Below are 21486 nucleotides of genomic sequence, written 5' to 3'. Positions count from 1 at the left end.
AAAAAGGGCGTGCCATTCTTCGGGCGTGCGGATGTTCCTCATGGGTTTGCTCCGTGTTGATGATCGGGAACAAGATCATGGCAACATCGCGAACGCAATAACAGGTGGGGTTCCAGCGACGCTTACCGATAAACTGCCGGTCTCCTCCGGACAGGGGGTTCTGGCGTACCTGCTGTTCCAGCCTCTGGCGCAGCGGCGCATTGTCCTGCTGGCGCAACTGGTTACTCAGATTTTCCTGCTGGCGCAGGAACTCTCGGTTGTCCTCGTGTATCCCGGTTGCCAGCGCAGAGGTGCAGTAGGCCGACAGCCATAGCGCTGCCGCCAGTCGGTGTAGGGTATTCATCAGAAGATCCTTTCTCAGAGGAAGACGCAGTTACGTTTGCGCCACAACAGGTAGCCGTAGTTTTTTCGCGTTGACGGGAGATTGTGTCCCGCTTCCCAGCGCATCACGGTGCGTCCGAACGGATGGCACTGCAGCACATCGGGGATCATGTTCACCATCTGATAGCGCCAGCGCGATTTCGGGATGATAGGGGACGGATACTGATGACAAACCGCACGATCTGCGCCGATGCTTTCCAACACCTGTCCCTGCCGGTGTAACTTGAACGCCATCCGTTCGCTGAGCAGCACCGACGACTGCAACGGGCTGGACTCATTACTTACCCAGCCGTTAAAGGGGTACATCGAACCCTGCGAGCCAGCACACCAGAACAGCGGGTCGAGCGGCATGCCCACCGCGCTGGCAATGGCGTCCGCCGCACAGGCCCCCTGGGCTATCGGGTTGGCAAAAATCACCGCTTCCGGGTTCAGAATGGACGTCAGGGCGCTGTCCCCCCAGGTGGGGTCAATCTCGGACAGATACCCGATATCCAGGTCACCGGCCTGCAAACACCCCATTGAGGTGATGATGTTGAGCCAGTAGGTCAGCGGGTATTTGTACCAATGCACATGGTAGAACGCGCCGTTGACCTGCTTGTCGTCCTTCTTCGCGGTGCCCATACCCATCTTGCCGAGATTAATGGAGAACCCGCCAAGATTGACCATGCAGCCCGGCGAGCGGGTCACGTCCGTCATGGCCATGGGCTCCCAGAACCCGATGGCCAGTCCGATGCGTTGGAATATCGGCGGCGGCATCGGGCACAGCTGAATGGGACTGGCGGGGTTGGGTGTGTCCGGCAGGTCACCACCGGTCACCTGCACACTGCCGAGCGACAACGGAAACATGCAGCGCCAGCAGATATCGGTGATCGGATTAACAAACCGCCCCTCACAAGCCACGGCTCCTGCGCCCGGCACCGCCATCGCCCCGTAGCTCACCCCCAGTAATAACAGACCACCCAGGGTGGCCAGCACCTTACTCATGCGTTGCTCCCTGGCTGTCGTACTGCGTCATCTCCGGCGGGATAACTTCCACCTTCAGGCGCAGCCCGCTGGGTGCTGCCGTCACGCGGGCCGGCACTTCGCTGATGGCGAAGCGGGTCGTCAGTGCCCCGTTCTGGTCGAAGAAGATACGGCTATCGAGCTTTTCCGACGTCTCCGGGATGTTGCCTTTCACCAGGATGATGCGGGCAATCAGCGTCGCCGGTTTCTGGCGTGCCACCCAGGCCACCTGCTCTGCGTCGTCGCCGTCAATGAACATCAGGGTCTCGTTGAACGGCACCACGTTCAGGGGATTAAAGACCTCACCGGCCCGGGCAAACACACGGCCTTCATGATCGGACACGTCCTTGTCCAGGCGGATACTCGGGTCGAACCAGCGCCGTTCGTAGCGCACAGCACGCGTTATCCCTTCCACCGCCGGCGGACGTTGGCTATTGCGCACCACGCGGTCTTTAAACTCTGTCATCTTTTTGTCCATTTCCCCGGAGTGCTGCAGGGACTGCAGCCGCTGTTCGATAACGCTCAGCATGTCCGGCTCGGCCACAGGCCAGAGGTCGCCCCACGTCCCCAAATCCGTGGCCAGTGCGCTGCCCGCAAACAACGTCAGGCTCAGGGCAACGACCGCCCTCATGAGGAGGCCTTCATCCGGCGGGCCACGTCCTTCTGGATGTCGCGAGTGATGTCCGGTGCGCCCTGCACCACCGCTGGCGCCACCAGGATGAGGCCGTTGTGACGGGTCTGCCAATCCTGCAGGCTGGCTTCGAGCGCGGCATTAAAGCGCTCTGACAGCGCCTTGGTCTGCGCCTCGTCGAGCGACCGGCGTGTGGTGCTTTCAAAGAAGGCATCCACCGTGGACTTCATGTTAAATGCCGCCACCACAGGGGCATTCAGGCGACAAGTGAGCCAACTGATACCGGCGCTGGCGAGCAGCGTGCCGGCGATGAGTAACACCGTAAGTACCGTTGTTTTTTTCACGTATTCCCTCCTGCAATGCGCACTCGCTCCTGGAGCTCGGTTTGTTGTTCCATCACCGCCCCCAGCCAATGTTCACCCTCGTATATCCCTGCAACGTCGCCGTTCAATACCGCCTGCAGTATTTGCCGCGTATGCCCGCTTAGCGGCAATGCGTTCGCCAGTTGCAATAGCCATCCATCCATATAGACCAGATGGTCAAGCAGGCGATGCTGGTCACTGCCAGGCGTCGTCATACGACGAACGCCTTCAGCCATTTCACGACATTCCAGGATGCGTTTATAAATCCCACCACCGACCTCTGCCGCTGAGCGCAACTGCGCAAGCGATTCCTGATTGGCGGACAATAAGAGCCTGCAACTGGTGAGCTGATGAAAGCAGGCATCAAAGGTTTTTCTCTTCACAAACATCGATTTTTCCTTCTTAATGCCCCGCGCAACCGCTGGCAGGGATTTGATACGTAGTCACAGTGCGCAGATACTCCATGTATCTCTGGCTTTTCAGAACGATGCGCAGTCAAAGGGTTATCCCCTCATGCTCCTGCAACCACCGCTCCAGCGACGCCATTTCCGGGCCTGACTTCTGCCAGGCCAGTTCCCAGACGGCTTCGTGAATGGTCAATCCCTCTTGTCGACGACGCTGCACAAACTCAAAGTCCGGCCCGTCTGACGAATACATTGCCCGGCTAAGCGGGTCGACAAACAGCCGGTGCCAGGAAGTGAGGTGCTCCACCGACAGCATAAAACTGCTGAACCACTGGTCTTTTGCGTTGCCAAAACGGGCGATCATGTCGCGCTGCATCTGCGAATACTGATCTGGATAAAGCTGGTTGTATTTGGCAAATTCTTTGGCTGACTGCTTGAGGATGATTTTGTACGACGAGTTCCCCCAGGCCGCGCGCGCCGCACTGGAAGCGGTGTCCGAGTCGAAGTCGACGATGTTCTGGGTGATGGTGATGTACGAGCCTGTATGACGGCGGGCGGTACGGTAGCCTTTTTCGATGAAGGCCCCGACCTTGTTGTTTTTGAAATCCAGCAGTCGCCAGCCTTCATCAATAACATTGAGCTTTTTGAGGCTGCGTGGCGTGCGGTACATGCGGTTTTCGATATAAAGAATGAGCGAAAACATCACCGCAACCAGCAGCGACGGCCGGTCTTCCAGACCGCCCAGCTCCAGTACCACCATCCTCGCATCATCCCTCAGCGACGGTTCATCCGAATTGAAGTAACTGCCGTAAACACCATCGCAGGTGTACTGGGTAAGCAGCACCACCATTTCGTCCAGGCGGCTGCGGAGTGTGGGCGAACCGGCATACTCTTCGCTGTCACGGGCCATCACCAGATAGTCCACCACGTCATCAATGCGTGCCTGATTCTTCTTCGATAGCCAGGTGGCTTTTACCGCCTTGAGTAACAGGCCTTCATGGACTTCATCCAGATTCCCGTTGGGGCTGGCCATTACCGACAACTGGTCACGCAGACGCTCGGCCATCTCATTGATGGTGTCGTCGGTAATATTGGCAAACGGGTTAAACTTAAGGCTCTCGCCATCGAGGTACACACCGCCCATGTTCTCGCACAGGGATTTGTAGCCATCGCCCATATCAAACACCACCGCAAACCCACCGGAGTCGATCACGCTGCGGATAAGCGGCTGGATAAGGCCGGTTTTCCCGGCCCCTGACGTGCCGCAGACCGCCATGTTGAAATTGGTGTTGCCCATTCCCTTGCTGAACAGATCGATGAATGCCAGCTGGTTGCGGTAGGTGGGTGCGAGCAGTCCTGAAGTGGCCAGCGGGCTGTCAGCCACCACGGGCAACAGGTTGGCCACGTTAAAGCTTTCGGCTCGCTGCACGACCCCGGACGCTTTCAACTGCTTAAACAGGCCGCCACCGGCAGTGAACGGCAGGTTAGCCAGGAAGTTACGCATCTGGTTAAAACGCGGGGAAATGAGCTCGAATCCGTTTTTACGGAAGCTGTTCAGCACGTCCTGCTCCACGTTAAGCGCGGTTTCTTGTTCATCCCGGCAGAAAACAGTGATGTTCAGGAAATAACTCACCAGTGAAGACTGGCCCGAGGCCAGCCGCTGACGAAGGTCACCCCATTCCCTCGCCTCCTGAACCACACCTGGGAAAAATTTGGCGTAGCTGTTTTTAGACTTTTTCTCCAGGTCGATAAACTTCAGGTTGGCCTCATTCTGGGCCTTCACCTGGTCTTCTACCGACAGGATAAGGGTCAGAATAAACGGGGAGGAGATGGACAGCTCCGGACTCAGCAGGTTGCTGTAGTTGTCAGCCGTATTCCACAGAAATGCCATTTCCGGGTTGCGGGTCAGTTGGAAATTCATGATACGTGCCGCACTGTTTTTCCCGTTTTCACGCAGGCCCAGCGTCATGTGATCCGCTTTCACTTTCAGGTCAAAGCCGTCATCCACGCACTGATAGTTCAGATCCTTGAGCGGGTCGAGCTCACGCTCCTTGGTGTATAGCGCATCCGGGTTGTGGTTCACCATTTCCGCCACAATGCGTATGAAGGCATCGGCATCCACGCCCCGGGTCACAATCTGTGCTCCCTGCAAGGACGCGCGGATGATTTTCACCTGGTTCTCCAGCTCCATCACGCTGGCCTTGCTGCCCCGCTTGCGGGGGACGCAGCAGGAGAAATAGACGCGGTAATTACGCAGGGTCAGCGGCAGATTAAGGTGTTCGGGCAGGGGAAACCCCTCTTCTGCCGCTCTCAGGTAATATGCACGGGTGATGGCGTTGAATTTGTCGGCTTCTTCGCCGGTCCAGGACAGTTCGCGCAGACCGTACTGGATGTCCTGCCCCACCAGAGGGCTGGACACCAGGTGGATGGCCAGCGGTACCTCCCGGGTCAGTTTGGTGCGCATCAGGTTTTCGAGTGACGAGACAATGGTCTCATTCGCGCCATTGATCGGCTGGGCTTCCAGCATAAACCCCATCGTCTTGTCATTCATAAACAGCCCGGTTTGAGCGTCATAATCACGGTATGGCAACAGCCGGCTGAACTGCGGGAAGTTCATCTGCCCGAGAATGTCATTGGCTTTCGCAGAGTCATCGGGCATTTTCAGCGCAGTGACCAGCGCATTGACCGTGCGGGTCACCGCGTCCATTGGGCTACTCATGGCGACCACCCTTTTTGCTTTCCTCAACCGTTACAGGCGTAGCCGCCAATTTCACTCCCGGACGGTATGGTCGATAGGTGAACGGGCGGCATCCAAGGGCAAACGCCCCTAAGACAAAGAAAAGCCCGAACACCACCCATAACGTTTGCAGCACGCGCAGTGATCCGTCAATGTGCGCCGCATAGCCTTCCGCGTTGGTCAGTACCGTATCGCGACAAACATCCGTGGGCGCGGCCCCCATGACGTCTGTAACCGCCGTACCAACCGTCCTTTCCGCACAAACAGGGATGCGGTATTCCCCCGTCTGCGCGTTCCAGGAAACTGACGCGATTTCCTCCGCCATCAGGGTGCCTGGCGTGGTGTTATCCAGCCAGAACAGCATGATAAGCAACAGCATCAGCATGGCGGCGGGCCAGATGAAAACGTACTTAATCAGCCATCTCAGTGCATACAGCACGCCGTACAGCGCTTCACCCATCATTTATGTTCCTTATTCTGTTTTAACGAAACCCTGGCAGTGCAGTTCTCGCGTATCGCCCTGGCAAACTTCTCCCCCGCTTCGCCGCTGTACCGTTCTTTAAGCTGGCTGACATCAGCGTGCGCCAGAAACACACGCACGACCTCAACACCGATAGCCGTTTTGCCACACCCCAGCTCTTTCTGACTTTCAGCCAGCACCACGAAATTTCCTGACTCACCCGACTTATTCGCTTTCATTCGCCGGCCTCCTTATCTGATTCTGGCCTGGTGTGGACTGCTACATCTTCATCAGGCTTCACTTTTTTGCTGCTACCCAACATCGCAACGAGCGATACCATTAATGTAGTTTTACCTGCCCCAGACGTACCACAGACCACGGTATTGCGGCTGGCGACGCTAACATCGGACTTGCTGCTGAATGTTTTCAAGCTGACCTCAGATGATTTTCGGTTACGGCGATGTGCAACGTGCGGCATACATCGCAAGACACGCTACCGCCCATCCCTTTTCACGTTTCAGGGCACGCGTGATAGAACCGGATTTTGAAAAAGCCCCTTTACAGGGGGAATACGTTAGTGAACGCGCGGTTGTCCCCACGCTGACGGTTTAACAACAAAAAACACCCGGGTCGGCTGGTGATAGACGTCCTGCGTATCGATATAGGGCGCAATCCACAGCCCTGCAGTCTTTTCGCCCACACGCAATGGTCGAGGGTCGACAATCATGTCGTGAGTCGATACCGACACCGGCCGTGGCTGATAACTGACGGTCGCTGCGGACGGCGTTGTCACTGGCACACTGCGGGTAAACGGCGCATTCTGACGCGGCGTGCTCACGGACGCCGTGGCGATCGTCGTTACCGGGACAGTCGGTGTTGCCAGTGGCTGCGCAGAGACCGTGCGGAAGTTGCCTTCAGCCAGTCGAGGCAACGCGGCCACATCCGGCTTTACGCCGCTGCCCTCTTCCAGCCGTTTTGCTTTTTCGTTTGCCTGTTCGATGGTCATACAGGTATCTGACGTGGTGGCATCGCATTCAAAGTCGCTGGACGTCCCAGCACAGCCTGACAAGGTCAGGATGCTGCCCAGGGTCAACGTGAGTAGCGGTATCTTGTTCATTTACGGTTCCTCTGTGCGTAATTACTGTGCCCCGGCGCCGGGCATAAACTGGTTCGGGTTGACTTTCCCCAACTGCTGGAGCATCTGATCGGTGTTAAAGCCATTCATATTGTTGGGCAGGGATGGAGATGGAACCGGGCTACTGCCTTCACCCTCTGTTTTTGGCTGCGAAGCATCTTGCGCCAGCTCTTCAATGGTTTTCAGCTGGAAGCCGTCCTGGAAGACCACCGTGACCTCATTACCCGCTCCGATAGGGATGATCGCGTGATACTGCTCCGCGCGTTTGATGTAATAGTCACCCAACGTCTGAGCGGCTTTCGATGCCCCTCCGCCGATGCCCATTTTCAGGACATCCGCGGCCCCTATCGACGCAGTTGCCCCCAGCCCCACTGCTGGTTGAGAGGCGGTTTGCGCCCCCTGCCCGATACCGTCAACGAAACCGGCGCCCCATGCCCAACCGAGAATTTTTCCGTTGCGCATTACCACTTCGCCTTTGATGCCGTTTTTGCCCATAAAGCTCACATGCCCGGCAATCGGCTGGTCGATGGTGACGTCGTGTTTCAGGCAACTGATGTTGCGTGTGCGAACGATGGCCCGCTCACTGGAAACGTCACCCCAGGCTTCCAGGCCGACAAAGCAGCCGGTCAGGTCGTAGGTTTTGCTGTTGGGCATCTCAACCCGCCCGATCAGGCGCACCTGCATCGGCACCGTGGATTCATTCCCGGTGACGGACGCATTGGCATCTGCCCCTTCAATCAGCATCGACTTGGCAAAACTGCCAGAAGGGATATACGGCAGCGAGGGGCCTTTGTTCCCGTCGCCATAGCTGAACGTTTTACGTCGCACCTGATTCGGCACCGGGATGGACTGATAACTCACCTGCGGCGGTGGCGTCACGCCATTACCGGGATAGAAAGCTGTCGGCGGGGGTACCGCGCCCCTGCCCTGCGGCGGGAAACCCACGGGCTGCGGCTCACCTTCCGGTCCCGGTGGCGGTGATGGCAGCTGCGGTGCCGGTTCGCCCGAGCTGGTGACGGGTTTCGCCCCCAGCGCACTCACCTGCGCCGCCAACGCCGCGTTATCCCCGTTGAGTTTGTCAATCTGGCGCTGATAGTCCGCCTGCCCCTTACTGAGCAACTCCATCTCACGACGCATCGCGTCGTACTGTTTCTGCATGCCAGCGGCGGTCGCCTGCATTTCGGTCGTCGCATGCTGCTGCACCTTTTGGTCAAAGGTGCTGTCCACCACGCCGGTCATGTCCGGGGCCGGCTCGTCCGTCGCGGGCGCTGCTTCGCTTCCCTCATAACGGGCTTCCGCCAGATACCAGCCACCACCCCCGACCACGCCAAGGGTGGCCAACACAATCCCCAGCCAGATAAACTGTTTACGTTTTACGACTGCATTAATACTGGCCATCCACTGCCCCTCCGCCACTGATGATGAAGACCTGCAGTGCACCGCCCGCCATCACCTGACGTGCAGGCTCGGCGAACAGCACCCCCCGGATGCCGTGCTGCCAGAAGTCACTCTCTGTCAGGCTGCGGGCACTGGAGGTGCTGTTGGTGACGCGATAGCTGACCACCTTCAAATGGTTGCCCACCCATACGCGCTCAGCGCGGGCGACCAGGCCCACGGGGGCGTTCAGCAGTTCGTTCGTCACTGGAATACTCTGCCAACCAGACGGCAGTTTGCCGCCGAGCAGATGCTGACTCAGCGACACCAGCATGGCTTCATACGGGGAAGATTCTTCCCAGCTCCGCGCCGCGTCACCGGTACCAGAGAGTTCACTGACCAGACGTATCGTCCGGCCCACACCCGCACGGGGCACCGCCTGCACAGAGAAATTCAGGCCGCGTTCCGTTTCCAGAATGAAGGTGAACGGTTTTTTGTTGAGGGTGCTGACGATGACGCCGCCGCTGGCGGTCTGCTCTTGCCGGGTCAGTTCACCGTCGAGGCTGGTCAGTGCTGTCACGCGGTCGCCGGCCACGGTAAACAGATTGGGGTCAGTGTTACTGACAGCGATACTCGCTTGCCCCCCGTTCGCCAGCGGCACGACGGTAGCGGACACCGCCGTCGGTGCTGCCGCTGTATGCCCGGTAACCAGCATCAGCAACGCGGTCAGCGTAATACGGCTATTTTTGTTCATCGCTAATTTCTCCGAAGTGAATCAGCCAGCTAACCCCGTCCTGGCGTTCGAACTGCAAGACATACTGCTTCAGCTCAGGGTAAGGTTTGGAATCGCCAATCCAGGTCTTCAACTGTCCGCGCACGTCAACGCGGCTGCTGCCCGGATACACCTTCACGCTGGTCATGTAGAAGGACGAGTTAACGTTGTTGTCCTTGATCCGCGTGGCATCTTCTGCCAATTTGATTTTTAACGCGTTCTGGGACGCCGGACGGACATACATCAGCAATTGTTCGTGTGAGGCATCCACGGTTTCCGGCGTGACGTTGACGCGCAAGGCAATGAACGAGAGGGCCATTTGTAGCAGGTACGACGCATCGGCCTGATTCTGTGATACGGCGAACGGTGCGTTGTAGAGCATCGGCGTAACCGCCACCTTTTGTTCGTTCTGCAGGCGATAGTTATTGATCCCCTGAATGACGTTGGTGCTGAGGCTCAGCAGCAATAGCGTCCCCAGCGAGAGAAACCCGATGGCGATAACGCGCTGTGTACTGAGGCGTGCTCCATGATCCATCTGAATAATCCTGTCTATTTGATCCACTGCCGATAGCAGGAGTCCGGTACGTCGTGGAAAATGCCCCTCAACAGAGAAGTCGGCATATACCAGTACACCAGGTCCCGCAGCCATGTACTGCCACGCCCTTTTTTCAGTTTTTTAATGGCCAGATACGCCAGTACGCCCGCGACAATCCCCAAAAGGTAATGCTGCGACCAGATCCCCCATCCCAGGCCAATAATGGCCGGAATGAGTTCGTCCACAGGCAGACCAAACCAGCGCCCCTGATTGGTGAGTGTTTCGGGGAATCGGTATTTTTTGAGAGACTCGTCTGCCATTTAAATAGGCCTCCGGATAACTGGTGGGCAGCCGAGAAATCTCTGCCCACCAGAATTCAGGCAAAGCAATCCCGTGAACGCGAATAAACGCATTCGAAATTACATAAAATTAATAATCAGGGATGCTTTCTACTTCCACTAACGCGGAATTAATACCCGGCGACAGACATACCGATGGCGATAAACACCGACAGAATGGCGAAGCCGGCAAGGAACTTGAGGTTCTTGGTGGTCATATACATCACCGCCCCGACCAGCACCTCAGCCAGGATGACCCATTTCACCATGCTTGATCCGGACCCAAAGGTGCCCTTAACGGTATCGTCGCCGCTTGCCATCAGGTCTTTACCGGCTCCGGCTGCCATCACCGTTTCTGGGAAGAAAGCCGACACCGCCGCAATTGGCAGACCGAACTTCAGCGCTTTGAGAACGCCAACTTTACTGAATTTCTTTTTAGCAGCGGGTGCCGGTGTTGCATTCATCACAGAGACTTCTGTCATTTCATTATTCCTTCAACATAACAGTTAGATTTAAAAAGCGGTTAAAATTACAAACTTCATTATCTCAGTTGAAATTATTGGGTATCACCTCCACCATTTCTGCATTGTAAAAATCGGGAAACTTCTTCAGATGATCGTGAAGCCGTTCCCGTACCTCATAGGATTTACACCAGCCACTGCGATTTTTAGCGTTGATAAGTTTAAGGTTCGTCTCATCATCAAACCTGACGGTGGCATAGTGCGCCCGTGAAAAATCCGGGTTTTCCATGACGCTGAACATAGGAAAACGGTTCAGGTGATCTCGCACACGGAAGAACACCTCAAACCCTCGGCTTCTCCCACTACGTAGAATTGCAGCGCTTAATAAATCTTCCGTTGCCGTATCAAGTTTCACTCTTACCGTTTTCCCAAGAGCAGGAGCGCTGCTATATCTCCTCACAACCCCCTCCATTCTGTTTTTGACACCAGGTGATCATAACTCAGAAGCACCTCCGGACGTTTGTCCCAAAGGCTCCACCCTTTAACATAAAAGCAACAATTTAATTGCTACATATTCAGCAAACTCTTATTTTTAATTATTTCAAGTTAAATTAAATAGATTCCCTGGTACTGCAAAAGGCCATGGCTGTTTGCCACGAAAAATAAATTACTTATCGTTTCTTAAGAATCTTTTACCTTCAGACGCAATATCTTCGAAGTTAATGAGATGGTCAGTTAAACGGAGTAAAGCCTCTTGTGTTTTACTGCGTCCTGTTCGTAGAGCCGACTCGGTAAGCAGACGATTAACGTTGGGACTCAATCTCATCACAAGCTGTACTGCTTTCCATTGTTCATCGGTCATAGTTGTAATTCCAAACTAAAACTAAAGGTATGAGTGTTAATTAAACATAAACCTACAAACATGTGAAGATCTTTTGAGTGTTTTTTTTGATTAATTTGAGACTGTTTTGAGAATCTTCATATAAATCATACTCATAAATCACATATTGGTTCCCATTTCACCTATGATGCAGGTGTAAGGTAATGCCTGATGCTAGTGCTTGTATGAGCATCTATGCTCAGGAAGTGCTCAAAAACGAAACGGGAAAAGTCTTAAGCGCATGAAAAAAAATATAAATTACATAGAAAAAATCAGTAACCTGCTAACCCAAAAAGGTGTCGGGTACAGAAAGCATGCGTCGACAATGGCAACAATACTGGGGCTGCAGTACAACAGCGCCAAACAAAAGCTCGATGGCAAAAGGGGCATAACACTCGAGGAGGTAAGAAATATATTCAAATATTTCAATGAGCCTTTTGAAGGGCAAAGAGTACATAATTGCGTTTTTATTATGAACAACATCCACAAGCGATGTGTTATAGAGGTTAATGATAGCCCAGTTATTGATCTAGAGGAGAATGAGACCTATGCGGTGAAAAAAAATGGTCTTTTTGTAATCACCACCAATAACGAGAACACCCCTTCCGTAGAATTATATAAAGTCAATTCAATAGACTTCTTGCCAGCTCCAAAAGTCGCATTATTAGACAACGACCGTGATATTCTTGAACTTCTTAAGCTAGTTACAGCCCGATATGGGATAGAAGCAGATACTTATCAGAATAAAAACGAAATTATTGAAGTGCTAAGCCATAATCAGTATGAAGCATATGTCCTTGATTGGTTGCTTGATTTTGGCGAAACATCGGAAAGCGTAGTCAGAAAGTTAAGAGAAGAAATGGCCCCCTATAGCAACATAATAATTTTAACGGGCCAACTAAACCATTATGAAAAAAATATCGGCGATATGATTTTAAACTATGATATAAAATTAATAGAGAAACCAACAAAACCCTTTATTATATCATCATTATTATTATCAACTTTATTTTTCAATTAATTCAACAGGGATGAATATAAAAAATGAAGAGCCTGCGCCCTCGACCGATTTCACACGAATACTACCCTTAAGTGATTCCACATAGTTTTTAATAATTGTCAACCCGAGACCAAGGCCTTGCTTGGTCTCCCTTTCTGCCCCCTGATTGAATGCTTTAAAGAGATCTTTCAAAATCAATACATTAAAGCCAACACCAGTATCTTTGACAAGAACATACAAACCATTGCTGAGCGCCTTTACATTTATTGTAATAACACCTTTATAAGTATATTTATTGGCATTATCTAAAAGATTTACAATGATGCGATACAATTTATATTTATCAGATTTAACAAAAACCTTCTTAGAAGAAGCTACTATTTTAAAATGGTTATCACTATCTTCATGTATTTCACTGATAGCATCATGAATTAAATCATTTATGTTAACTCTTGTTATATTAACATTCACACCCCCCATTTCAAGCCGGGAGTAATCCATCACATCTCTTGTTTGATCGAGTATTTTCGATGCATGGTATGAGATAATCCCTGCTTCCTTCTTTAAATTTTCACCAACGAGCTCATGTTCAATGATATCTGCTGCAATTACAATTGATTGAGTAGAACTAGCCAATTCATGGTATATTGCAGAAATAAATAAATTTTTTTTCTTTATAACCTCTCTTAAAGAGTAAGCGTTGCGCAAAATTATAACAACCATCAAAAACATCAACACGAGTGATACAAATGATAAAACTTCAGCCTTCCAAGTATTATCCTTTATTATCTTTTTGACCTCATTGAAATTTCTTATTTGAATTTTATATATTACTTCCTGTAAATCCAGTAGTGTGGAATCCATCTCATTCATAAGGTTTAACACTTCATCTTTGCTTGCCTCGCCCTTACTTAACTTATTAGTTAAGGTCGTTAGAATATCTTCATTTCGACTTAGTTCATCTTGGACATGAAGAAACTCTTTGTCATAAGAAAACGCACTAGAGTAAGTGGATTTGTCATTTAGAATTTTTATTTTTGAATCAAAAATATCTTTTCTTAATAAAAAATCATCCAAATCATTACCATCATATTTAAGTAAGGCCGTTTTCACATGCTCGAATGACAAAAGTAAAACTTCTGCTGTGGAGTAATTCACCAAATTAGGTTCTATTTCTTTATATCGACTCTTCACATTATCAAAACTAACCACTATAAGCGCCACTGAAAGTGTGAGCATAATCCCCAGAAAAACCAAAGCAAAAAGTTGTTTATTACCCATTCTATTTAACCTCAAGCATTTTAACTTGCCAAACAGTCTTTGCATCTACTGACAATCGTTCCAGTTCTGGATTCTCATCTCTCGGATAAATGATAGCAAACGGTCCAAGCTCTGAAACATTCATATATTTACCACTTTTCTTGTAAGCTATGATTGCATTATATTTAACAGCCTCATCGATAGTTAAAGTAAACGAATATGTATCCCAAGAAAAAGCCCTAATTTTACTACCTGTAACCTCATAGTTTTTAATAAAATCACTTACTTTCGCACCAACAAAGGTATCCTTGGTCGTGAAATTGGTAGATGTGGTAATAGTATATGGCGGCAGTTTCTCTAGTTCACTACGTGATATTTTAAGTTGCTTATGCCCTGGAGACTTGAGGATTAAGTAATCAACCTCGGCATAAGCATTTAAACTTATTAAAAGCATGAATAGATAGATATAATATTTCAAGCTGCACTCCATTTTAGCTTTGAAAACTCTGATTGAATTCCAGACTCATCCAAACCAATATACTTCCAACCATGATTTTTATAAAACGACTCAGCCTTTGAACCAGGATCTGTTGTCAGCTTTATTTCCTCAGCTCCATTATCGAACATCCAATCAGTAACATACGAAATCAATTGTGAACCGATTCCTCTTGATTGATATTCAGGCTTTACAAAAAGACCACCTATGATAGGTTCATGTATGAATATACCAAAACAAAACCCAGCATATTCATTATCAACCTTACATATCCAACCGCCCCCTTGCTCTATATCGTCAATGGCTTGATTCCTGCAAAGATATTGAATTTGATGAGGGTGTACAATATTCTCCTCCACAGAAAACCTTATTTCATAAAAAAAAGGCAAATGTTTTTTTTCTAGCTTTTCATAAACAATATTGTTCTTCATAACCACACCTTTATCTCACTTGATAAATTAGGAAAGCTTTCCTGAAATTCACTCTTTAACTACCCCAGAAAAATCATCATCAATAAACTGTATTACATCAATCAAACATCATCTTAACCATCCTCATCTTTAGGGAAGAAATTTGATACCATTTGTTCTACATCTTCGCGGATTGTTGTGACCATATCTTTAAATATGAACTTCTCGTTTCCTTCTAAATGTGGACTGAGAGACACCATGCCTAAAAGCTTACTTGTCGCCATCTGCGATTTCAGCACATTCTCCAGTAACGTCTTGTTGAAAAGTGCCTGATTAAATCCTGGCTCTTTATTCTGCATCTGCGCTTCATACACCCTAAGCCCCAGTTCAATGAGCATCGTGGTGACACTCGAAAAACTGACATCTTTATCTTTAGCACCTTCCTGACGGCGTTTTTCGACGATTGCCGTTATCTTGTCTGCTACATCATCACTGGCGTACACCTGGATCTTAGCCACGTCACCTGTCCTTATATTATTGTGATTTACATTCGACCTCATAATATCAATAACATGGCGACTCACCAACAATTCGAATCGCAAATCAATCCTAGATACATAGAAAGTCATATAGCGAATCCTAGCAGGGGTTGACTCTAGGGTCAATTCCCACTAACAGTTTGATTTATAAAAATCGATTCATCTACGACTTATCACAGAGTCATAGACGAATCTCTTAGATTCGTTGGCGATACTTTCAGACTTCCATATTGGAATCGAACGGAATTAATAATCTCTAACCTATTGTTTCAAAGGCCTAATCAGCAAAAAGTAATTTTTGCGTGGGGTGTGGGAAAATTATGTCAAGAAGCGTTATATTGTTGACTTGGTTTTTTGTTAGGGCTAGATTATTACGACTTTTAGGGGCAGGGGCAGTTTATGAAACGGATAGCTTTTACTTCGATATTTTTTCTGCTCTCATTCTCTGCCCTAGCTGATTGCTTTGATATGGCAGGACGCGATTACCGTATTGACCCTGATCTTCTAAGAGCCATAGCCTGGAACGAATCAAAGTTTAACCCGGTTGCTGTTGGCAAAAACTCGGATGGCAGTTTAGATATCGGTCTTATGCAAATAAACACTCAGCATTCTAATAAGCTCTCTTCTTTTGGCATAAGTCAAGATCATTTGAGCCAGGATGCATGTATGAACATTTATACTGGTGCATACATACTGGCAACATCATTCAAAAAATGGGGCGTATCCTGGGCAGCTGTCGGTGCGTACAATGCAGGATTCAAAGAATCCGATATTCAGGCGCAAAGACGTCATAAGTATGCATCCAAGATTGAGAGAACATATCGCGCGATCAAGCAGAGCAAGGATAAAGTTGCTCAGTAAAATTCATTTCTGTTTATCCATACATTTGTTGCGCCTCTCCCTGACCCACATATGCACATGAACCAAAGCCAGCGAATTTACTTCCACAACAGGAGTAAATGAGTGGGAGCGATTTTTCTACGTGAAAAGTTGAAAAATGGTGATTGTGTAGATGTGGGTAAGTCATCATGGCAACAGCATTAACGCAGGCGATGACAATAGTTTTTTCATTGTCATCGTACAAACCAGGGTGCCCCTTTGGGGCAGCGGCATGATGAAAAGGGGTTTTCTTTTCATCAGGGTGGGCGGGGAATAAAGTGATACTCCCTCAATGGGGTATCACTTTAAAACGACGCGGAGAAGTTTTACCGAAGCGCTGAGCTAAAAATATTTAGTGCATTAGATCGAGGATGTACCCAAATTATTCCTGGGATGAACTTACTTGTGTGATTCATAGACATCGTTTCAATTTTTTCAGCTCAAGTTCAAGCCTGTAATTCTGCTCTTGTATGTGTTCGTCACTGGGCTGATAGTTTGCGTGAGCGGCATCAGTGTATGGTGTTTGCTCAGCAAGTTCGAAGTAGTGCTCCATCGGAGTTTTACCGTTGTGAGCGCTATGAGGGCCCTCACAGTTATAGTAATGCTGCCATTCAGCCAGCAGTTCTTTCAGGCCATCAGCTGAGAGGTCTACGGTTGCGTAAAACTCAGCTTTGTCTGTCTTTTGGGAACGTTCAACTTTGCCATTAAGATGAGGCGAGGCTGGTTTATTTGGACGAAACTTGATGCCGTATTCTTTCAATCTTTCCTGCACCTTAACGGCAAAAAACTCTCTTCCCCGGTCGGTCTGAAAGCGCTGTATCGGGAAAGGTATTTCTTCAATAACACAATCAATAAAATCGAGTGTGTTTTCAGCCATGCGACGAGAGTAGAGCCTCAGGACGCTGTAGCGAGTGCAATCATCAACAGATGTGTATTGATATAATCCGGGGCCAATCTTACAGGTATCCATTTGGACACGATCGCCGGGAACAGGGCGTTCGTAGCGAATAAAATCAGCTTTACGCCGAAATTTAACAACAGGTGTAACCTGATTCTGGCAAAGAACTTTGTGGATCGTTGCCATTGCCAGTGAGATTGAATGAAGTCGTTTTAACTGGCTCTGAATTCGCCTTGCCCCCAGATTTCGCAGAGAACGTAACTCCAGGATCAGAGTAACTTCGCTTGCGCCAGTTTTCGTTGATGGTGAACGCTTAGGGCGACGGCTATGGCTTTCCAGACCAGCGATGCCCTGAGCCAGATATCTGCGCCACCATTTACGCAATGTGGGCCGAGAAATGCCACAGCGACGGCATACGAACCCCGCATCACCGGACGTTTCATAGAGTTTTACCACTGCAGTCGCTGTTGAATTTCCCTGTTCATAGTCAGGCATTATAGTGAAACGATGTCTATGAATCACACAGATTATTGACGGGGTTCTGCGCCGAAATTTCCGTGACGCTTGATGTTTGGCTTTAACTGTCTGATTCAGTCCCCCTGATGCCTTTGCGGGCCAGCTCCAGCAGCTCTCCCAGCAGGCTGGGGTTCCGGTTCTCTTCCCTCGCACCCTTCAGTTCCGCTTTCGTTTCCTGCTGCTGCGCCGCCTGGTGTTCGCCGGTGGCGGTCAGGCGAGCCACCTGCTCGCGCAGCGGCAGCGCTTCGGCCCGCAGCTCACGGACCTCTGCCAGCAGACGGTCGCGCTCGGTGACCACCTCACGCAGCACCGCCAGTTCACTCTCCAATTGGGTCACTGTTGCCAAGGCGGCGTCGCGCTCCTGGTCAGCCTGGGCGATATCCGCATCGGCCTGCTCACGCGCCGCCAGGGTGTCGGCGTCGGCCTGTTTGCAGGCCGCCCGCCACAGCAGTCCCAACTGGCCAGTGAGCAACTGCAGCAGCTCCGGCGGCAGCGCCGGGGTCTGTTCGCTGGCCAGTTCCCGCTGCCGGACGCGGAACTCGCGCATCACCGGGGAGATATGAGACAAGGAGCCGCCACCGAGGTGCTGGCGTACCTGCTCGTTGGTCGGGGTCGGGTTGCCGGCGGCGGCGTCTTCTATGCGGCGTACGGTGTCGGGGGGGGGTAAGGGGACTCACGGTGTATCTCCTGGATGAGGGGTAATGGCGACAGTGTAATCGTTGCGTAGAATACCGACGGTACGCCTTTTCGCCGTCAGATCCGGTTTCTGGTAGACCGCCCAATTTGACGTGTGGCCACGTTGTGGCTACAATTATAATAATTTAACGGAGGTTACTATGGTTGATACAGTTGTTCGAGCCAGGGTTTCACCGGCTTCTAAAGCCGCAGCAATGGCGAATGCAAAAGCGCTTGGCCTTGATTTATCTACGGTGATCCGCATGGTTGTTAATCGCCTTGCTGTCAATGGAGAGCTGCCAGTAGATTTACTTCAACCAAATCAGGAAACCTTAAAGGCTATCCGGGATCTTGAAAATGAGGTGGACGTTTATCGGGTTGATACGGTGGATGCGCTTAAACAAGATCTTGGTTGGTGATAATGCTCAAGATTGTTTATCAGAGTCGTTTTAAAAAAGACGCAAAGCGTTTCGCCAATAATAAAAAAGCGCAGAAAGTTATTTTAGATACTGTTTCTCTGTTGCAAAAAGGAGAGCCTCTTCCAAAAAAATATAAAGAGCATCCATTAATAGGAAACTACATTGGCTATCTCGAATGTCACGGGATGCCTGATCTTTTATTGATTTACCAGCGTACCGAAACAGAATTAAGACTATACCGGGTAGGTAGTCATTCCGATTTGTTTTAGTTTTTAAATAATAATAGGCTCTGTTCTCACGATCATTGGGCTTTACCGGTAGACGCCCCAACCGCCCTGCCGGGCCGGCATACGCCACATTTACCTCGTGATAACAGAGGGTTAATTCCTATCTATACTTCCATTCCTCTACGCCAGTGCACATTGGCGTCAATAGCGGTTACGTTTTTTACGTACATTCCGTTTTTTCCCCAACTTTTATGCGATGCTGTCCTGACCGATCACCGATTTATTCGGCTTCACGGCGCCGGGGCAGACGCGGCACAATAGTGGTCTGAAGTGATGGCCAGGCAGGTTTGGTTGCGATAAGGGGCTTTGCAGGCCGAAAATTGAGCAGAGTGCGGAGAATGAAAAATTGAGTATCATCCCCCTCGAGATGGGACAGATTTCACGTAGCGCGATCAGTCTGCCTGGCGGCTTTGCGCGCGCCATCCGGCTGCGCGAAATGGCCATTGCCGCCGATCTGGATGTGCCCCGCTACCTGTTGGCGCCGGAAATTGCGGTGCTGCTCGACTACCTGCCCGATCTGCGCCAGCGCATGCTGATCGAGACGTTGTGGAATACCGGCGCCCGCATCAACGAAGCGCTGGCGCTGACGCCGGGTGATGTGTTCTTTAACACCGACCTGCCGTTCGTGCGACTACGCACTCTGAAGCAGCGCGTGCCCCGCCCGCGTCGGCGACCGACCAAGGAAGAGCAACAGCTGTGGGAGGCCCCGTTCCGGGCGGTGCCGTTGCCGGATATGGGTTGCGTACGCCGGCTGCAGGAATACTTTGCGACGTTCAAACTGCTCACCCGACGGGCGACGCCGATGTGGGATGTGGCCAGCCAGGAGACTCCTCGCAACTGGCTGCGGGCGGCAGTCCATCGTGCTGCCGAAGATGGCGTTACCTTCTCGGTACGCCCGATCACCCCGCATACGTTTCGGCATAGCTATGCGGTGCATCTGCTGATGAACGGTGTGCACATCAAGCAGGTGCAGGCGCTGATGGGCCACAAGCGGCTGGAAAACACCGAAGTCTATACGAAGATCTTTGCGTTGGACGTGACGCCGGATCTGACGTTCTCCCTGCCCGTCGATGAGGCGCGCGGGTTGCTGGCGCTGCCCGCCACACGATAGTCGCCGGGTGTTTTGCAGATAATCGCAAATGCGATTTTACAGAAAATCGTAATTAATGATTTCAGTATTGACCTTATCCGCGGTTATGCATACACTGCAATTGAATCGTAATTGTTAGTTTGCAGAAATGCGATTTTACTGAAAATCGTAATAACTCATACCAGGAGAGTCTGATGATTATCTCTGTACTGAACCAGAAAGGGGGAGTCGGCAAAACCACTCTCAGTGTGAATATCGCCGCCCGCCTGGCAGCGGATGGTGCGCGTGTGTTGCTGCTTGATGCTGATCCTCAGGGCAGTGCCCTCGATTGGGCGGCGGCAAGAGAGGAAGAGTCCGCTTTCCCGGTGCTGGGTTTACCGCGCGCAACGCTGCATAAGGATATCGGCAAGTTCACCCAAGATTATGACCATATCGTCATTGATGGACCACCTCGCGTCACGGATCTGGCCCGTTCCGCCATCATGGCCGCAGACCTGGTCGTGATCCCCGTTCAGCCCAGCCCGTATGACGTTTGGGCGGCACAAGAAGTGGTCACGCTGATCCATGAAGCCAAAATTTATAAAGAAAACCTTAAATCTGTATTTGCGGTTAATCGTAAAATCGTAAATACTGCGATAGGCCGCGATGTGGGCGAGGCGCTGTCGACGTATGAAACGCCGGTGCTGAAGGCCACGGTTTCACAGCGCGTGATTTTCGCTGAGGCCGCCGCAGTCGGCAAAGCGGTATTCGAACTTGAACCGGATTCCGCTGCGTCAAAAGAGATCCGCGCCCTGGTTAACGAGATTTTGGAGCAATAAGCATGAGTGGGAAAAAAGTGACTTTCGGTGCCAAGCCAACCAAACCGGCCCCCAGTGCGGATGCCTGGGTGGAAAGCCGTTCTGTTGAAGAAGAGCCACTGCCAGTCGAGAAAATGAAGCGACTCACGATTGATATCCCGGAGAGTCTCCATAAAGCCATCAAGTCTGCCTGTGCTCTGCGGGGTACCAAGATCGCTGATGAAGTGCGTGAGCTGTTGTACAACAAATACGGAAAAGAGTGATTCTGTATTTGCGATTTTACGATTAAACGATTTTAAGTCTTTGCATAAGTCGATATCTTATGCTGATTTGTTAAGGCTCTGCTTCGCTGAGCCTTAATCTACCTAAACATACGCGTTCAATAAACCTTTACGATTATCTGTATTTAATGAAAAACACATTTCATTAAATACAGAAGGTAAGTGTGCCCGCTATGCAAATCTAGATCTTCCTCCTGTAAAGTTAAGGGCCCCATTCCCACTCGAAACGCAACAAAACCCAGGGGGCTTATGCCGCCTGTAAGTGTGTTAAAAATACCTCATTGGGGGAGCGATAGCCCAGAGATTTTCTCCCTCGTGTGTTGAGTATGTGTTCGAGTTCATGGTTAGGAGATTGAATCGACCATTTTTGAGATCCCTAACCATAGATCGTAGCGTGGCAGAGTCGCTGATGGTGGGAGTCAATGATAGATGACGTATGAAAATGCCAGTTTTGCCGTGTTTTTAAG

At 50.6% G+C, this 21486-nt stretch carries 27 protein-coding genes and 2 pseudogenes; 7 read left to right on the top strand and 22 right to left on the bottom strand.

Annotated elements, in window-relative coordinates; genetic code table 11:
- From ACMV5I_RS27200 to ACMV5I_RS27125, 16 genes and pseudogenes are all read right to left on the bottom strand, one after another.
- Positions 1–343 (bottom strand): annotated as a pseudogene (locus ACMV5I_RS27200) (hypothetical protein); the annotation flags it as partial.
- Positions 344–357: 14 nt separating this feature from the next.
- On the bottom strand, positions 358–1305 hold the full coding sequence (traU, locus tag ACMV5I_RS27195) for a conjugal transfer pilus assembly protein TraU (protein ID WP_414825720.1): 948 nt from the start codon (positions 1303–1305) through the stop codon (positions 358–360).
- A 52-nt stretch (positions 1306–1357) separates the two neighbouring features.
- Positions 1358–2014, bottom strand: coding sequence for a type-F conjugative transfer system protein TraW (gene traW / locus ACMV5I_RS27190; protein ID WP_414825718.1), 657 nt, complete (start codon positions 2012–2014; stop codon positions 1358–1360).
- Positions 2011–2358, bottom strand: a complete 348-nt coding sequence (gene trbI, locus ACMV5I_RS27185; RefSeq protein WP_414825717.1) for a type-F conjugative transfer system protein TrbI — start codon at positions 2356–2358, stop codon at positions 2011–2013. Before trbI ends, traW begins: the two co-directional genes overlap by 4 nt.
- Entirely contained in the window at positions 2355–2765 is a 411-nt protein-coding gene (locus ACMV5I_RS27180) for a hypothetical protein (protein WP_414825716.1), read from the bottom strand. The genes trbI and ACMV5I_RS27180 overlap by 4 nt, the downstream gene beginning before the upstream one ends.
- Before the next feature lie 106 nt (positions 2766–2871).
- Entirely contained in the window at positions 2872–5499 is a 2628-nt protein-coding gene (gene traC, locus ACMV5I_RS27175) for a type IV secretion system protein TraC (protein WP_414825715.1), read from the bottom strand.
- On the bottom strand, positions 5492–5980 hold the full coding sequence (locus ACMV5I_RS27170) for a conjugal transfer protein TraP (protein WP_414825714.1): 489 nt from the start codon (positions 5978–5980) through the stop codon (positions 5492–5494). Before ACMV5I_RS27170 ends, traC begins: the two co-directional genes overlap by 8 nt.
- On the bottom strand, positions 5977–6216 hold the full coding sequence (locus ACMV5I_RS27165; RefSeq protein WP_414825713.1) for a hypothetical protein: 240 nt from the start codon (positions 6214–6216) through the stop codon (positions 5977–5979). The genes ACMV5I_RS27170 and ACMV5I_RS27165 overlap by 4 nt, the downstream gene beginning before the upstream one ends.
- A gap of 335 nt (positions 6217–6551) precedes the next feature.
- Positions 6552–7094 (bottom strand): type IV conjugative transfer system lipoprotein TraV, encoded by a 543-nt coding sequence (gene traV, locus ACMV5I_RS27160; protein ID WP_414825712.1) that lies wholly within the window; start codon positions 7092–7094, stop codon positions 6552–6554.
- Positions 7095–7115: 21 nt separating this feature from the next.
- Entirely contained in the window at positions 7116–8510 is a 1395-nt protein-coding gene (traB, locus tag ACMV5I_RS27155; protein ID WP_414825711.1) for an F-type conjugal transfer pilus assembly protein TraB, read from the bottom strand.
- On the bottom strand, positions 8497–9240 hold the full coding sequence (traK, locus tag ACMV5I_RS27150; RefSeq protein ID WP_414825710.1) for a type-F conjugative transfer system secretin TraK: 744 nt from the start codon (positions 9238–9240) through the stop codon (positions 8497–8499). Before traK ends, traB begins: the two co-directional genes overlap by 14 nt.
- A complete protein-coding gene (traE, locus tag ACMV5I_RS27145) occupies positions 9227–9793 on the bottom strand; it encodes a type IV conjugative transfer system protein TraE (protein WP_414825709.1) in 567 nt (188 codons plus the stop codon). Before traE ends, traK begins: the two co-directional genes overlap by 14 nt.
- A 14-nt stretch (positions 9794–9807) precedes the next feature.
- On the bottom strand, positions 9808–10113 hold the full coding sequence (gene traL, locus ACMV5I_RS27140; protein WP_414825708.1) for a type IV conjugative transfer system protein TraL: 306 nt from the start codon (positions 10111–10113) through the stop codon (positions 9808–9810).
- A 149-nt stretch (positions 10114–10262) separates the two neighbouring features.
- On the bottom strand, positions 10263–10613 hold the full coding sequence (traA, locus tag ACMV5I_RS27135; protein WP_414825707.1) for a type IV conjugative transfer system pilin TraA: 351 nt from the start codon (positions 10611–10613) through the stop codon (positions 10263–10265).
- Positions 10614–10677: 64 nt separating this feature from the next.
- Positions 10678–11007 (bottom strand): TraY domain-containing protein, encoded by a 330-nt coding sequence (locus ACMV5I_RS27130; RefSeq protein WP_235784870.1) that lies wholly within the window; start codon positions 11005–11007, stop codon positions 10678–10680.
- A gap of 252 nt (positions 11008–11259) precedes the next feature.
- Entirely contained in the window at positions 11260–11418 is a 159-nt protein-coding gene (locus tag ACMV5I_RS27125; protein ID WP_223538575.1) for a TraY domain-containing protein, read from the bottom strand.
- A 295-nt stretch (positions 11419–11713) separates the two neighbouring features.
- On the opposite strand from ACMV5I_RS27125, the gene ACMV5I_RS27120 reads away from it, so the two are divergent.
- Complete coding sequence (locus tag ACMV5I_RS27120; protein WP_414825706.1) at positions 11714–12493, top strand: helix-turn-helix domain-containing protein; 780 nt, start codon at positions 11714–11716, stop codon at positions 12491–12493.
- Here ACMV5I_RS27120 and ACMV5I_RS27115 read toward each other — a convergent pair.
- The 4 genes from ACMV5I_RS27115 to traM form a co-directional block, all read right to left on the bottom strand.
- Entirely contained in the window at positions 12479–13753 is a 1275-nt protein-coding gene (locus ACMV5I_RS27115) for a sensor histidine kinase (RefSeq protein ID WP_414825705.1), read from the bottom strand. The two genes, ACMV5I_RS27120 and ACMV5I_RS27115, sit on opposite strands and share 15 nt — an antisense overlap.
- Before the next feature lies 1 nt (position 13754).
- The gene (locus ACMV5I_RS27110; protein WP_414825704.1) at positions 13755–14210 is read right to left on the bottom strand and encodes an oxidoreductase; all 456 of its coding nucleotides are present in this window, start codon (positions 14208–14210) and stop codon (positions 13755–13757) included.
- Positions 14207–14659: a GNAT family N-acetyltransferase gene (locus tag ACMV5I_RS27105; RefSeq protein WP_414825703.1), complete on the bottom strand. Its 453-nt coding sequence runs from the start codon at positions 14657–14659 to the stop codon at positions 14207–14209. Before ACMV5I_RS27105 ends, ACMV5I_RS27110 begins: the two co-directional genes overlap by 4 nt.
- Positions 14660–14772: 113 nt before the next feature.
- Positions 14773–15156, bottom strand: a complete 384-nt coding sequence (traM, locus tag ACMV5I_RS27100) for a conjugal transfer relaxosome DNA-binding protein TraM (protein ID WP_414825702.1) — start codon at positions 15154–15156, stop codon at positions 14773–14775.
- Between the two features lie 420 nt (positions 15157–15576).
- Between traM and ACMV5I_RS27095 the strand changes: the two genes are divergently transcribed.
- Entirely contained in the window at positions 15577–16038 is a 462-nt protein-coding gene (locus ACMV5I_RS27095; RefSeq protein ID WP_414825701.1) for a transglycosylase SLT domain-containing protein, read from the top strand.
- Positions 16039–16468: 430 nt separating this feature from the next.
- Here ACMV5I_RS27095 and ACMV5I_RS27090 read toward each other — a convergent pair.
- A pseudogene (locus ACMV5I_RS27090) lies at positions 16469–17439 on the bottom strand (IS481 family transposase).
- 92 nt (positions 17440–17531) lie between these two features.
- Positions 17532–18110 carry a DNA-binding protein gene (locus ACMV5I_RS27085; RefSeq protein ID WP_414825719.1) on the bottom strand — a complete coding sequence of 193 codons (579 nt, stop codon included), beginning with the start codon at positions 18108–18110 and terminating at the stop codon, positions 17532–17534.
- 196 nt (positions 18111–18306) lie between these two features.
- Here ACMV5I_RS27085 and ACMV5I_RS27080 point away from each other — a divergent pair, with 196 nt between their 5' ends.
- The 5 genes from ACMV5I_RS27080 to ACMV5I_RS27060 all read left to right on the top strand — a co-directional run bounded on the left by ACMV5I_RS27080 (position 18307) and on the right by ACMV5I_RS27060 (position 21001).
- The gene (locus ACMV5I_RS27080; RefSeq protein WP_337049908.1) at positions 18307–18564 is read left to right on the top strand and encodes a type II toxin-antitoxin system RelB/DinJ family antitoxin; all 258 of its coding nucleotides are present in this window, start codon (positions 18307–18309) and stop codon (positions 18562–18564) included.
- A 2-nt stretch (positions 18565–18566) separates the two neighbouring features.
- Complete coding sequence (locus ACMV5I_RS27075; protein WP_414825700.1) at positions 18567–18833, top strand: type II toxin-antitoxin system YafQ family toxin; 267 nt, start codon at positions 18567–18569, stop codon at positions 18831–18833.
- Positions 18834–19197: 364 nt separating this feature from the next.
- A complete protein-coding gene (locus ACMV5I_RS27070) occupies positions 19198–19962 on the top strand; it encodes a tyrosine-type recombinase/integrase (protein WP_414825699.1) in 765 nt (254 codons plus the stop codon).
- A gap of 173 nt (positions 19963–20135) precedes the next feature.
- Positions 20136–20759 (top strand): ParA family partition ATPase, encoded by a 624-nt coding sequence (parA, locus tag ACMV5I_RS27065; protein WP_261440463.1) that lies wholly within the window; start codon positions 20136–20138, stop codon positions 20757–20759.
- A gap of 2 nt (positions 20760–20761) precedes the next feature.
- Positions 20762–21001, top strand: coding sequence for a plasmid partition protein ParG (locus tag ACMV5I_RS27060; RefSeq protein ID WP_201896536.1), 240 nt, complete (start codon positions 20762–20764; stop codon positions 20999–21001).
- Positions 21002–21486 lie beyond the last annotated feature (485 nt).

Origin of the sequence: Serratia sp. T13T92 (genome assembly GCF_047530105.1) — a bacterium.
Lineage (GTDB): Bacteria > Pseudomonadota > Gammaproteobacteria > Enterobacterales > Enterobacteriaceae > Chania > Chania fonticola.
This window is presented reverse-complemented; position numbering and strand designations above follow the sequence as displayed.